The following is a 13,621-nucleotide window of genomic DNA, read 5'->3' on the forward strand; positions in this document are numbered from 1 at the left end:
CCAATCGCGGCTAAAGCCGCTCCTACAACCATCGTCGGCGCTGACGAACCGCCCCCTGCGTGCCAGACTGATTGATCGGGACCGCGTTATCTTTTTTGCTCCGGAGTTTTCATGTCGTTGTCCAGCGGGCTGATCGCCGTGGTCGCCCTGGCCTATATGGCCATCATGTTCGCTATCGCCTTCTACGGCGACCGCCGCAGCACGCCGTTGCCGCCGCGTCTGCGTGCGTGGGTGTATAGCCTTTCGCTGGCGGTGTACTGCACCAGCTGGACCTTCTTCGGCGCGGTCGGCCAGGCTGCCGAACAGCTCTGGGCGTTCCTGCCGATCTACCTCGGGCCGATCTTGCTGCTGATCTTCGCGCCCTGGGTACTGCAGAAGATGGTGCTGATCAGCAAGCAGCAGAACATCACCTCGATCGCCGACTTCATCGCCGCCCGCTATGGCAAGTCACAGTCCCTGGCGGTGGTGGTGGCGCTGATCTGCCTGGTTGGCGTGCTGCCTTACATTGCCCTGCAGCTCAAGGGCATCGTGCTCGGCGTCAACCTGCTGATCGGCGCCAACGCCGACGCCACCGGCACCCGCGTGCAGGACACTGCGCTGGTGGTATCGCTGGTGCTGGCGCTGTTCGCCATCGTCTTCGGCACCCGCAGTCTGGACGTCACCGAGCACCACCGCGGCATGGTCCTGGCCATCGCCTTCGAGTCGATGATCAAGCTGCTGGCGTTCCTCGCCGTGGGCGTGTTCGTGGTGTTCAACCTGTACGACGGCTTCGACGACCTGTTTACCCAGGCGCGCCAATCGGTGCAGCTGGACAGCTATTGGCAGGAAACCATCAACTGGCCGTCGATGGTGGTGCAGACCGCGGTGGCGATGATGGCGATCATCTGCCTGCCGCGGCAGTTCCACGTCACCGTGGTGGAGAACATCGAACCCCAGGACATGCGCCTGGCGCGCTGGGTGTTCCCGCTGTACCTGGCCCTGGCTGCACTATTCGTGGTGCCAATCGCCCTGGCCGGGCAGATGTTGCTGCCGGGCACGGTGATTTCCGACTCCTTCGTGATCAGCCTGCCGCTGGCCGAAGCGCACCCGAGCCTGGCCCTGCTGGCCTTCATCGGCGGTGCTTCGGCCGCCACTGGCATGGTCATCGTCGAGGCCGTGGCGCTGTCGACCATGGTCTCCAACGACATGCTGCTGCCCTGGCTGCTGCGCCGCAACAACGCCGAAAGGCCGTTCGAGGCATTCCGCCACTGGATGCTGTCGGTGCGCCGGGTGACCATCGTGGTGATCCTGCTGCTGGCCTACGTCAGCTACCGCCTGCTCGGCTCCACCGCGAGCCTGGCGACCATCGGCCAGATCGCCTTCGCCGCCGTCACCCAGCTGACCCCAGCCATGCTCGGCGCCCTGTACTGGAAGCAGGCCAACCGGCGCGGCGTGTTCGCCGGCCTGGCGGCGGGCATCTTCCTGTGGTTCTACACCCTGGTGCTGCCGATCATCGCCCATAGCCTGGGCCTGTCGCTCGGGCTGTTCCCGGGGCTGGCCTGGCTGCATGGCAACCCGCTCGGCTTGCCGATCAGCCCCTTGACCCAGGGCGTGGTGCTGTCGCTGGCAGGCAACTTCACCCTGTTCGTGTGGGTGTCGATGCTGTCGCGCACCCGCGTGTCGGAGCACTGGCAGGCGGGCCGTTTCATCGGCCAGCAGACCAGCGCCCGCCCCAGCAGCAAACCGTTGCTGGCGGTACAGATCGATGACCTGCTCAACCTGGCCTCGCGCTTCGTCGGCGAGGAACGCGCGCGGCAGAGTTTCATCCGCTTCGCCTACCGTCAGGGCAAAGGCTTCAACCCCAACCAGAACGCCGACGGCGACTGGATCGAACACACCGAACGCCTGCTCGCCGGTGTGCTCGGCAGTTCCTCGACCCGCGCCGTGGTCAAGGCCGCCATCGAGGGCCGCGACATGCAGCTCGAGGACGTGGTACGCATCGCCGACGAAGCCAGCGAGGTGCTGCAGTTCAACCGTGCCCTGCTGCAGGGCGCCATCGAGAACATCAACCAGGGCATCAGTGTGGTCGACCAGAACCTGCACCTGGTGGCCTGGAACCGCCGTTACCTGGAGCTGTTCAACTACCCCGACGGGCTGATCAGCGTCGGCCGGCCGATCGCCGACATCATCCGCTACAACGCTGAGCGCGGCCTGTGTGGCCCGGGCGAGGCGCAAGTGCATGTGGCGCGGCGCCTGCACTGGATGCGCCAGGGCCGTGCCCACTCTTCCGAACGCTTGTTCCCCAACGGCCGGGTGATCGAGCTGATCGGCAACCCGATGCCCGGTGGCGGCTTCGTGATGAGTTTCACCGACATCACCCCGTTCCGCGAGGCCGAGCAGGCGCTGCGCGACGCCAACGAAGGGCTGGAGCAGCGTGTGGCAGAGCGCACCCATGAGTTGTCGCAGCTGAACCAGGCACTGTCGGAAGCCAAGAGCCAGGCCGAAGCGGTGAGCAAGTCCAAGACCCGCTTCCTCGCTGCCGTCAGCCATGACCTGATGCAGCCGCTGAACGCTGCCCGGCTGTTCTCCGCCGCCCTGTCGCAGCAGGCCGAAGGCATGAACGAAGAGGCCCAGCAGCTGGTGCAGCACATGGACAGCTCGCTGCGTTCGGCCGAGGAACTGATCAGCGACCTGCTGGACATTTCGCGCCTGGAAAACGGCAAGATCACCCCCGACGCCAAACCTTTCGCCCTCAACGAACTGTTCGACACCCTCGGCGCCGAGTTCAAGGTACTGGCGGCCGAAAAGGGCCTGGAATTCCGCTTGCGCGGTAGCCGTCTGCGGGTCGACAGCGACATGAAGCTGCTGCGCCGGGTGCTGCAGAACTTCCTCACCAATGCCCTGCGCTACGGCAAGAGCCCGATACTGCTGGGGGTGCGCCGCCAAGGCGAGCACCTGTGGCTGGAAGTCTGGGACCGCGGCCCGGGCATTGCCGATGACAAGCTGCAGGTGATTTTCCAGGAATTCAAGCGCCTGGACAGCCACCAGACTCGCGCTGAAAAAGGCCTGGGCCTGGGCCTGGCGATCGCCGATGGCTTGTGCCGGGTGCTTGGCCACAAGCTGGAAGTGCGTTCCTGGCCCGGCAAGGGCACGGTATTCCGCGTCAATGTGCCGATTGCCCAGCACACCGCGGCGGCACCGAGCGCGCCGGTGGAAATTGCGAGCCAGCCGCTGGCCGGTTTGCAGGTGCTGTGCGTGGACAACGAAGACAGCATCCTGATCGGCATGAACAGCCTGCTCAGCCGCTGGGGTTGCCAGGTCTGGACCGCACGCAATCGCGCCGAATGCGAGGCACTGCTGGCCAAGGGCATGCGCCCGCACCTGGCGCTGGTGGACTTCCACCTGGATGACGGCGAAACCGGTACCGAGCTGATGGGCTGGTTACGCGCGCGCCTGGGCGAGCCGGTGCCCGGTGTGGTGATCAGCGCCGACGGCAGCAAGGAAACCTTGGCCACCGTGCATGCCGCTGGCCTGGATTACCTGGCCAAACCGGTAAAGCCGGCGGCCTTGCGTGCCCTGCTCAATCGCCATCTGAGCCTGGTTCAGTAACCGCCGCGTCGGCCAGTGCTTCGTCCGCGAGTGCCCGCTCCAGCAGCTCGGCCGGCAGGCTCTTGCTGGCACGGGCCCCGAGCAGCTTGAGCTGCTCGCTGCGGCTGACCAGGTTGCCGCGCCCTTCGCACAGTTTGTTGCGTGCTGCGGCGTAGGCCTTGTCGACTTGCTGCAGGCGGTTGCCCAGTTCGTCCAGGTCCTGGATGAACAGCACGAACTTGTCGTACAGCCAACCGGCGCGCTCGGCGATTTCTCGGGCGTTCTGGCCCTGGCGTTCCTGCTTCCACAGGCTGTCGATGACCCGCAGGGTAGCGAGCAAGGTGGTGGGGCTGACGATCACGATCTGCCGGTCGAAGGCCTCTTGGAACAGGTTTGGCTCAGCTTGCAGGGCCGCCGAAAACGCCGCTTCGATGGGCACGAACAGCAGCACGAAGTCCAGGCTGTGCAGGCCTTCGAGGCGGTTGTAGTCTTTGCTCGACAAGCCTTTGACGTGGCTGCGCAGCGACTGCACGTGCTGCTTCAGGGCGTTTTCATCGTTGTTGCTGACGAACTGCTGGTAGGCGGTGAGGCTGACCTTGGCATCGACCACTACCTGCTTGTCGCCGGGCAACATGATCAGCACATCGGGCTGGAAGCGCTCGCCGTCGGCGCTCTTGAGGCTGACCTGGGTCTGGTATTCGCGGCCCTTTTCCAGGCCCGCATGTTCCAGCACCCGCTCAAGGATCAGCTCGCCCCAGTTGCCCTGGGTCTTCTGGCCCTTGAGTGCCTGGGTGAGGTTGGTGGCTTCGTCAGACAGGCGCAGGTTGAGCTGTTGCAGGCGCTCCAGCTCCTTGCCCAGCGAGAAGCGTTCGCGGGCTTCCTGCTGGTAGCTTTCCTCGACGCGCTTTTCAAACGCCTGGATGCGCTCCTTGAGCGGGTCGAGCAACTGGCCCAGATGCTGCTGGCTGGTCTGGGCGAAGCGTTGTTCGCGCTCGTCGAAAATTTTCGTGGCCAGGTCGGCGAACTGGGCACGCAGGGTGTCACGGGCCTCCTGAAGGTCTTCCAGGCGCTGCTGGTGACTGTCCTGCTGCTCGCGAAGTTCAGCTTCCAGGCGTGCGGTCTGCGCTTCCAGGCGACGCAGTTCAGCTTCACGAGTGGCGCGCTCCAGGTGCCAGGCGTGGGCGGCATCACGAGCGTTATCGCGATCGATCTGCAGCAGCTCCAGTTCACGGCCCAGGGCGGCCAGTTGAGTCTGCTTGACGGTGTTCGCTTCGCTGAGGTCGCTGACCTCGTCGCGGCTGGCGTCCAGTTGCGCCTGCAGGCCGGCCTGGGCCAGTTGCGCACTGCTCAGGCGCTCCTCGAGCAGGGCCTGCTCGCCTTGACGCGCACCCTGACGGCGCTGCACCTGCATGACCCAAGCCAAGCAAGGCAAGGCCCCTGCCACCAAGCCCAGCAGAATGCTGGTCAGATCCACTGCCATGCTTACCCCGATCACACTATTGCGAGTTGCGTGCAGCTTATCAGTCTGACTGATCGGGCGCCTGCTCCGGCGCATCACCCTGGAATAGCCGCGCATACTCCAGCTGCGCGTGCCGATCTCCGGCCCGCGCCGCCTGGCGCAGTAGTTCATGACCAATACGGCGGTCCCGGGCGTTGCCGCAATCGCGGCAGAGCATCTGCCCCAACCGGCTCTGCGCTACCACCACGCCTTCGCGCGCGGGCTGCTTGAGCAGGCGCCCGGCGATGTGCTTGACCTGATACTTGTCACCCAGGCGCGGGTTGTCGAGCAGCCAGAGGGCCACTTTCAGGGAAAAGCGCTTGGGCGAAGCGGCTGAGGAGGCAACAGCGGGGCTGGCGAGGGGTTTACCGCGAAACTTCATGACGGTGGCAGGGTAGCAACTCGAAAGGCGCGCCACTCTACTCCTTTTTTTCGTGCATGACCTGTCGATTTCCGGAGGATTGAAATTTTTTTTCAATGATCGTTTCTTGACGTTTCCGAGTGGATGACTGGTGGGTCGGCTGATGCCTGACGATTGTCGGACAGTTCTCTGATTTGCTGGCACGCCCGTCCTAGAGCAAGCGCTCGGGACAATCCACAGTTCCTGTGGATAACTCGGTGGACAACCCCTTCAATGAGCCCGCAAACCCCCGTGAAATGGGGCCTACAGTCAAACTGACGATTTTTTCACCAGCAAAAATTAGTGTTTTTTTTCATTGACTTAAGGTGCCAGTCAAGTCATTGGCGAGCTTGAACGGGGCTGTTGCCGGGCTGTTACAAGTCACGCCTCGTATGTGAACAAGTGCACCGAAAGCCTGCGTTTGGATGCACGAAATTGGCACATCGGCCCGGTTGGAGGCCAGTTGCCCCCTCTTCCCATCAGGCGAAAGACGCGCCATACTGCGCGGCTCGCCTGACGAAACGTGCAAAGCTTGCAAAGGCCTCATACTTCCGGTAAGGTGCGCTTCGTTAGTACCCAAGCTGAAAGTCAATTGGCCTTAAGCGTCCTTGCAGCCCATCGCTCTCCCGAACGACCGCTGCTGAAACCAGGACCGGCCCACTCGATGATTCCCTCGCCAGCCCAGCGCTGTTCAAGCACGAATCAACCGGAAGATTGATCAGGATTCCACCCGACGGCCTAGAACCTTGGCCCCGGTGTGCTGCCTGCCTTCTGAAGTACCTACCAGTCAGCCCAAGCGCCCACACTTTGATTGCGCTCTCTCTGGCTGCCCTGTTCCAGTCAGGTTCTTCGTCCCTTAATAATGGCGTCACTGGAACGTTTCTATCATGCACGGATCATACCCTCCGTGTTTAAAGCAGGAACATCCAACAACATGCAAACTCATCATCAAATTCAGGCTGCCATTGGCACCCTCTCCCAAGCCTTCTCGCCGTTGAAGTGCTTGATCACTGCCCCACGCAAGGGCAACTTCAGCTTCACCCTGGTGGACGAGCACGGCATCGCCTGCCACACCGAACGCCTGTACCCAGAGCAGTACAGCCGCTCGGAACCCTTGCAGGCAGTAATCGCCCGCACACGCCAATCGCTCACCGCGTGAGCGGCGAATATCGGGGTATTCAGGGCCTGAATGGCACCTGCCGAATGCTGCCTGATCGTTCTTGGCCTAATTGCCGCAAGGCATATAGCGCTGGGAAGCAGGCAGCAATCGATTTAAAAACAGCCCTTTACACCACGATTATCACACTACACTTCAACTCGAGCGGTCCTTACCGCTTCCGGCGGGCCTGACCAATTTCCAGCTGCCAAGCTCCAGCGCCCGTCGGTCCCTTACTGCTCGAGGGCATCATGGGTATCGCGGCGAACGAATTGTGTCAGTATGTGATCCGACCAACCCTGGTCTATCTGAATCGTCATTGCGCCAGCGCCGAGGCCCTCCTGCTCGGTATCGCGGCCAGCCAGTCGGCACTCGGTTCAGCCTTGCACGACCGCCGAGGCCATGGCCTTTACCGCATAGGCGAAAGCCGTCACCAGGCTGTCTGGGACGACTTTCTCGCCCGTGATCCAGAGCTGGCCAGCCTGGTACGTGGCCTGGCCAGCCAGCACGCCTTCCTCGGCGGGCCCCACCTGGAACTCACGGTGAACCTGCGTTACTCCACCGCCATCGCCTGGATGCTCATCGAAGAGCAGTCCACGTTGCTGCCTGCAGCCGATGACCTGCTCGGCCTGGCGCGTATCTGGCGGCAGATTTTCCACCCTCAAGGTCGCCTGCGCGACTTCACCCAGGCTTGGCAGTTGTGCATTGCCCAGAAATTGCCACAGGCATCTTAAGAGGCGTCCTACAACACTAACGGAAAAAAGGGAATTTTGGTCGGATTGTCCTACAAAAGCGCTCTATCTCCTGCGATTCAGGCTATAGCGCGGCGCGTGATTTGTTGGTAGCTTTTCGCCCCGGAGATCACAAGGAGTTTCTAATAATGAAAAAAGCAATGCTCAAAACCTCCCTCGGCGTAGCCGTTGCCCTGGCATCCAGCCAATTGTTCGCTGCCGGCTTCGCACTTAACGAACAAAGCATCAGCGGCATGGGGACAGGCTTCGCAGGTCGTTCTTCTTCTGCCGATGATGCCAGCACCGTGTATGGCAACCCGGCCGGCATGTCGCGCCTCAAGCGCCAGGAAGTGACCGTGGGCGGCGCGGCTGTAATCGCCAAGACGGACATTTCAGGCCGAGGCAGCAGTCCACTGCCAGGTGAAACCGACGGTGACATGGTGCCAACGGTAGGGGTACCGATGGGCTACTACGTCAAGCCGATCGATGAGCACTGGAGCGTCGGCTTTGGTGTTTACGTCCCGTTCGGCCTGGTGACCGATTACGGCAGCGGCGACGCCGCTCGCTACTGGGGTAAAAAGAGCCACGTCGAGGTCATCACCTTCCAGCCAACCGTCAGCTACGCCTTCAACGACAAGGTGTCGATCGGTTTCGGCCCGACCATCAACAAGATCAAGGGCGAACTGGGCTCGAACACCATCAACCGCTTCACGCCTGGAACCAACGACGGCGAAGTGAAGATCAAGGGCGATGACACCGCCGTCGGCTATAACATCGGCATTCTCGTGCAGGCCACCGACCGTACCCGTGTCGGCCTGACCTACCACTCGATGGTCGACTACAAGCTCGAAGGCAATACCAAGATCAACAACGCCCTGATCGGGCCTTTCAGCGGTAGCAAGTTCGACGCCACCTTGAAGATCAAGACGCCTGAGTCTGTGGACTTCTCGGTCACTCACGAACTGGACGACCAGTGGACCCTGTATGCAGGCAGCACCTGGACCCGCTGGAGCCGCCTGAAGGACATCACCGTAAACAACGAAGTGCCGGCACCACTGGCCGCTCAGTTCGGCACCATCACTGAAGAGCAGAATTGGCACGATACCTGGGCTCACGCCATTGGCGCGTCCTACAAGGTCAACAAGGAGTGGGTACTGCGCACCGGCTTCTCCGTCGACCAGTCGCCAACCAACAACACCGACCGTTCGCCGCGCATCCCTACGGGTGATCGCAAGGCAATCAGCATCGGTGCCGGTTATAGCCCAACCGACGACATGACCATCGACGTGGCCTACTCCTACCTGTGGGAAGAGGATACCAAGGTCAACCTGGCCAGCCCGACCAAGGGCCGTTACCAGGCCAAGTACGAGAACAGCGCTCACGGTATCGGTGCTTCCCTCACCTACCGTTTCTGATTCATACCTGTTCCATAAGAAACCGCCCTCGTGGCGGTTTTTTCATGCCTGGATTTGCCAGCTGTCGCCCAGCGCGTCGCGCAGGAAGCCCATGAAGGCGCGAACCTTTGGCGTCAGGGCAAAGCGATCAGCCACGCACAGGTAGATGTCCATCGGCTCGGTCTGGGCATATGCCTGGCCGCTGTCGCTGTATTCGAACAACGGCACCAACGCCCCCGAGGCCAGATGCGGCCTGACGATGAACTCGGCCAGGCGGGTGATGCCGCCATCGTTGAGGGCCATCTGGGTCAGGGCATCGATGTCGTCACTGATCAATACGCGGCCAAATTCCGCCTCGAAGCGCATGCCGTCACGCACGAAGCCCCAACGCAGGAAACGGCCGTCCACCGGATAACGGAACACCAGGCAGCAGTGATCACGCAACGTCTCGGGGGTGGTCGGCAACCCTGCGCTGGCGAGGTAACCCGGTGACGCGCAGCAGATGAACGGGATCCGAGCGATATGCCGCGCCAGCAGCTGGTCTTCCAGTTGCGGGGTGATGCGCAGGCTGACGTCCACGTCTTCGCGGGCGTGATTAACCTTGCGATCAGTCGTTACCAACTCTATCGAAAGCAATGGATAGCGGGCACTGAACGCCGGGATCAGCGGTGCCAGGACGTGACGACCAAATGCCGAGGTCGAGGCGATGCACAGCCGACCCTGTGGCTCGCTGTCGGGGGCGGTGACTGCTTGTTCGGCAAGAGCCAGGTCGCGCTCGATGTGCCTTACCCGCTCATAGTATTGGCTTCCAGCGGGTGTCAGCGCCATGCTGCGCGTGGTACGGCTGAGCAGGCGCACCTGCAAGTGCCCTTCCAGGCGCGCCAGGTTCTGGCTGACCGCTGCTGGGCTGAGGCCAAGGTTGCGGGCGCCGGCGGCGATACTGCCGGCTTCGACCACCTTGATGAAACTGCGGATGGCGTTGAGCAGATCCATGGCAAGTACTTCGATTCGTAAGAATCTCTTTATAAAGAACTCAATCGAGCTGGTCTACAGCCGCTGCCGGAGGCATTGCTAACCTGCGCCCTCAGCCAACATTCAGGAGGTCGCATGAGCAGTCTTTCCAACACCCGCAGCCGGCGCAAACTACGCCCAGGCGCTACGCCATATGTGTTCGCGCTCTACATGTCATCGATCATGGCGCTGCTGATGTGCTTCGTGATCACAGCCGCAAATGCCGGGGTGAACCCGGAGTATCTGGGCAATGTGCTGAAGGCTTACCAGCTTGCGATGCCAGTGGCGTTCGTGTGCGTACTGATGGTGAGGCCGGTGGTGCTGAAGCTGGTGGCTATCACGGTGCATACGCACTGAGGGGCGGCAAGGGCCAGCCTTGAGTATTTCAGCGCCTTTGAGATCGAGCGCCGCCCGCGCGGCGCATCGCGGATAAATCCGCTCCTACATTTTTTTCGGGCCAATTATTCCTGTGAGGTTATCGCTGTCCGCCTTGGTGCATGACGCGAGACAGATGGGGCTGCATCAATGCCCGCAGAGATGCATCGCCATACCAACAAGGCGGTCCCTGTTGACTTAACAGGAGTGACTGGCCCGAAACAGATGTAGGAGCGGATTTATCCGCGATGCGCCGCGTGGGCGGCGCTCGATCTCATAAGCGCTGAAGCACTCAAGACAGGCACTCACGGATGCGACGCTATCGCCTTCTCGATCGCGGCTCTGAACGCTGGATCATCAGGCTTGGTCAAGCTCGAGAAGTTGCCAATCACCTTACCCTTGCGATCCACCACGTACTTGTAGAAGTTCCACTTCGGCGCGCTGCTCTGGTGCGCCAACTCGGCAAACAGCGGTATCGCATCCTTGCCGCGCACCGCCTGGGTCTTGGTCATGGTGAAGGTCACACCATAGTTGGCGTAGCAGACCTTGGCCGTCTTCTCGCTGTCGGCGTCTTCCTGCTTGAAGTCGTTGGACGGCACACCGAGCATTTCCAGGCCCTGCTCGTGAAACTCTTTGTAAGTCGCCTCCAGCCCCTCGAACTGAGGCGCGAAACCGCAATAGCTGGCCGTATTGACCACCACCAGCGGCTTGCCGGCGAAGCGCTGGCACAGGTCGACCTGCCCCTTGCCTCGTAACTCAGGCAAGCTGCCCTGCAACAGCGCCGGACAATCAGCGGCCCAGCTGGAGCTTGCGGCCAGCAGCGCGAGCAACGGCATCGTCAACCAATGAGCACGCATCGTTCGTTTCTCCTGCAAGATAATCCTTGAACTTGCAGGGTAGCGCTTAACAAACGTTCATGCCCAGCTGCATCAACGCCAACCCGCCTCGCTGCCAGCCCCACCATACCAGCGCCAGCAGCAACGCCAAGGCCGCAAGCAGCAGCCCACGGGCCAGGTGGCGGTTCATGCCGCTTGCGCCTGCAAACGGGCGACCGGACGTTCTCGTACCGGCCAGTTGAGCGCGGCAGCCAGCAGACTGAGCAGAATGGAAATCTGCCAGACCAGGTCATAGTTACCGGTCTGGTCGTACACCACTCCCCCCAACCAGCCGCCAAGGAATGCGCCCAGCTGGTGGAACAGGAAGACGATGCCACCGAGCATCGACAGGTTGCGCACGCCAAAAACCGTGGCCACGGTGCCATTGGTCAACGGCACGGTGGAAAGCCACAGCAGGCCCATGGCAATACCGAACAAGTAGGCACTTACTTGCGTTACCGGCGCCCACAGGAACAGCGCGATCACCACCGCACGCAGCAGGTACAGCGCGGTCAGCAAACGCGGCTTGGACATGCGGCCACCCAGCCAGCCAGCGGTATAGGTACCAACAATGTTGAACAACCCTACCAGCGCCAGCACCGTGGTGCCGGTGGTTGCTGGCAGATGCTGGTCGACCAGGTAAGCAGGCAGATGCACGCCAATAAAGACCACCTGGAAGCCACAAACAAAGAAACCCAGGGCCAGCAGCCAGAAGCCGGAGTGCGAGGACGCCTCGCGCAGGGCCTGGCCCAACGTCTGCTCCGCGCCATGACTGGGCAGCGGCCGGTCACGCAGCAGGCCGACAAAGGGCACGATCAGCGCAACCAGCAGGCCAAGCACCAACAGCGCCGACGACCAGCCCAGCCATTCGATCAGGCCGAGGGTTCCGGGGAGCATGGCGAACTGGCCGAAGGAGCCGGCGGCGCTGGCGATACCCATGGCCATGCTGCGTTTTTCCGCCGGAACCGCACGGCCGACCACACCGAGGATGACCGAGAATGAGGTGCCAGACAGACCGATACCGATCAACAGGCCGGCGCTGAGCGACAGCGACCAGGCCGAATCGGCGGTACTCATCAGCAACAGGCCAGCGGCATAGAGTATGCCGCCGATAATCACCACCCGCGCCGCACCAAGGCGGTCGGCCAGCGCACCGGCAAACGGCTGCGCCAATCCCCAGATAAGGTTTTGCAGGGCGATGGCAAAGGCGAACACTTCACGGCCCCAGCCAAAATCGGCGCTCATCGGCGCCAGGAACAGGCCAAAACCGTGACGCACACCCAGCGACAGCGCCAGGATCAACGCCGCCCCTGCAAGTACCCACCCGCTGGTTCGCCACACCGAAGTCATTGTCGTTATCTCCAGCACATCGCAAGGTTGTACGGGTATATACCCGCTTCTAGTGGTAATGATTCAGGCAAGCCGCTCCAGCAACCGCACCAGCTCGTCACGCTGCCCTTCGCCCAACTGCTCGACCAGCGACAACTGCGCCTGCTCCCAGGCTGGGTGGGCCGCATGCAAGCGCGCCTCGCCCGCCCCGGTCAGCAACACCACGCGGTTGCGCTGGTCATCGCCGTCGGCCAACGCCACCAGCCCTTCTGCTTCCAGCACGCGCAGGTTACGGCCCAGCGTACTGCGCTCCAGGCCCATGGCCTCGGCCAGTGCGGTGATACTGGGGCGATCAAGCCGCTGCAGGTGGCGTAACAGGGAAAACTGGGCGACATTGATGCCGAAGCCGGCAAGGGCCTCGTCGTAGTGCCGGCTCACCCCTCGGGCGGCGCGACGCAGATGGGTGCAGATGCATTCACTGGTCAACATGGATACGTGTATATACCCGTTTCAGAGTGGTTACAACAAGTTTCAAGGTGCGCGCTCAAGCTCACAGGCTCAACGCCAGCCCCAATACTACCGTCAGTTCCAACAATTCCAGCATCGCCCCCGCGGTGTCCCCGGTGGTGCCACCCAACCGCTGGCACATCAGCCGCCGCAGCCAGCAGAACACTGCAAGCGACGCCAAGAGCGGCCATAGCGCCAGCCAACCACCCATCAACAGGCACAGCGACACACTGCCCAGCAACACCCAACTCGCCGTGCCCCGTGGCAAGTGCTCAGCCAGCGCCTGCCCCAAGCCGCCCTTGCGTACGTAGGGCGTACCAAGGAACAAGCCAAGCATCGCCGCCCTCCCCACCACCGGCGCCAGGATCAGCAAGGCACCCGCGCCCCGCTCCACCAGCACCCACAAGGCACAGAACTTCAGCAGCAACACCAGCACGAGGGTGACCACGGCTATCGGCCCGCTGCGCGGATCCTTCATGATCTGCAGCGTGCGCTCGCGGTCACCGAAGCCGCCCAGCCAGGCATCGGCACTGTCGGCAAGGCCATCCAGGTGCAGCGCGCCGCTAAGCAGTACCCACAGCGCCAGCAGCAAGGCTGCGTGCAAAGGTGCCGCGACACCTTGCAGCAGATGGCTGGCAAGCCACAGCAACACGCCAAACAGCAGCCCCACCAGCGGGTAGCAGAGCAACGAACGGCCCATTTCACGTGGCTCTGGCATCCCCGGCAAACGCACCGGCAAACTGCTGAGAAACTGCAAGGCAATCCAGAACGGCAGCAT

General features: G+C 62.3%; 13 protein-coding genes. 5 read left to right on the top strand and 8 right to left on the bottom strand.

Annotated elements, in window-relative coordinates:
• Positions 1–111: 111 nt before the first annotated feature.
• A complete protein-coding gene (locus H040_RS14400) occupies positions 112–3,588 on the top strand; it encodes a hybrid sensor histidine kinase/response regulator (protein ID WP_027918114.1) in 3,477 nt (1,158 codons plus the stop codon).
• On the opposite strand, the gene rmuC is transcribed toward H040_RS14400, so the two are convergent.
• Entirely contained in the window at positions 3,560–4,933 is a 1,374-nt protein-coding gene (gene rmuC, locus H040_RS14405) for a DNA recombination protein RmuC (protein WP_177326692.1), read from the bottom strand. The two genes, H040_RS14400 and rmuC, sit on opposite strands and share 29 nt — an antisense overlap.
• Positions 4,934–5,087: 154 nt before the next feature.
• On the bottom strand, positions 5,088–5,447 hold the full coding sequence (locus tag H040_RS14410; RefSeq protein WP_050437195.1) for a sel1 repeat family protein: 360 nt from the start codon (positions 5,445–5,447) through the stop codon (positions 5,088–5,090).
• A gap of 952 nt (positions 5,448–6,399) precedes the next feature.
• Here H040_RS14410 and H040_RS14415 point away from each other — a divergent pair.
• From H040_RS14415 to H040_RS14425, 3 genes are all read left to right on the top strand, one after another.
• Positions 6,400–6,624 carry a hypothetical protein gene (locus H040_RS14415; protein ID WP_027918112.1) on the top strand — a complete coding sequence of 75 codons (225 nt, stop codon included), beginning with the start codon at positions 6,400–6,402 and terminating at the stop codon, positions 6,622–6,624.
• 248 nt (positions 6,625–6,872) lie between these two features.
• The gene (locus H040_RS14420) at positions 6,873–7,355 is read left to right on the top strand and encodes a hypothetical protein (RefSeq protein WP_027918111.1); all 483 of its coding nucleotides are present in this window, start codon (positions 6,873–6,875) and stop codon (positions 7,353–7,355) included.
• Positions 7,356–7,501: 146 nt separating this feature from the next.
• Positions 7,502–8,767 carry an OmpP1/FadL family transporter gene (locus H040_RS14425; RefSeq protein WP_027918110.1) on the top strand — a complete coding sequence of 422 codons (1,266 nt, stop codon included), beginning with the start codon at positions 7,502–7,504 and terminating at the stop codon, positions 8,765–8,767.
• A 42-nt stretch (positions 8,768–8,809) separates the two neighbouring features.
• Here the strand turns inward: H040_RS14425 and H040_RS14430 are convergent, their stop codons facing one another.
• Positions 8,810–9,739 (bottom strand): LysR family transcriptional regulator, encoded by a 930-nt coding sequence (locus H040_RS14430; protein WP_027918109.1) that lies wholly within the window; start codon positions 9,737–9,739, stop codon positions 8,810–8,812.
• 114 nt (positions 9,740–9,853) lie between these two features.
• Between H040_RS14430 and H040_RS14435 the strand changes: the two genes are divergently transcribed.
• Positions 9,854–10,114, top strand: a complete 261-nt coding sequence (locus H040_RS14435) for a DUF2798 domain-containing protein (protein WP_027918108.1) — start codon at positions 9,854–9,856, stop codon at positions 10,112–10,114.
• 323 nt (positions 10,115–10,437) lie between these two features.
• Here H040_RS14435 and H040_RS14445 read toward each other — a convergent pair whose 3' ends face one another.
• The 5 genes from H040_RS14445 to H040_RS14460 all read right to left on the bottom strand — a co-directional run bounded on the left by H040_RS14445 (position 10,438) and on the right by H040_RS14460 (position 13,621).
• Positions 10,438–10,989, bottom strand: coding sequence for a glutathione peroxidase (locus tag H040_RS14445; RefSeq protein ID WP_027918107.1), 552 nt, complete (start codon positions 10,987–10,989; stop codon positions 10,438–10,440).
• A gap of 46 nt (positions 10,990–11,035) precedes the next feature.
• The gene (locus tag H040_RS27775; RefSeq protein ID WP_256208044.1) at positions 11,036–11,158 is read right to left on the bottom strand and encodes a hypothetical protein; all 123 of its coding nucleotides are present in this window, start codon (positions 11,156–11,158) and stop codon (positions 11,036–11,038) included.
• On the bottom strand, positions 11,155–12,357 hold the full coding sequence (locus H040_RS14450) for an MFS transporter (protein WP_027918106.1): 1,203 nt from the start codon (positions 12,355–12,357) through the stop codon (positions 11,155–11,157). The genes H040_RS27775 and H040_RS14450 overlap by 4 nt, the downstream gene beginning before the upstream one ends.
• Before the next feature lie 63 nt (positions 12,358–12,420).
• The gene (locus H040_RS14455) at positions 12,421–12,825 is read right to left on the bottom strand and encodes a MarR family winged helix-turn-helix transcriptional regulator (RefSeq protein WP_027918105.1); all 405 of its coding nucleotides are present in this window, start codon (positions 12,823–12,825) and stop codon (positions 12,421–12,423) included.
• Between the two features lie 61 nt (positions 12,826–12,886).
• Positions 12,887–13,621, bottom strand: coding sequence for an adenosylcobinamide-GDP ribazoletransferase (locus H040_RS14460; protein ID WP_027918104.1), 735 nt, complete (start codon positions 13,619–13,621; stop codon positions 12,887–12,889).

The organism is Pseudomonas sp. URMO17WK12:I7, from assembly GCF_003269045.1.
GTDB lineage: Bacteria > Pseudomonadota > Gammaproteobacteria > Pseudomonadales > Pseudomonadaceae > Aquipseudomonas > Aquipseudomonas putida_J.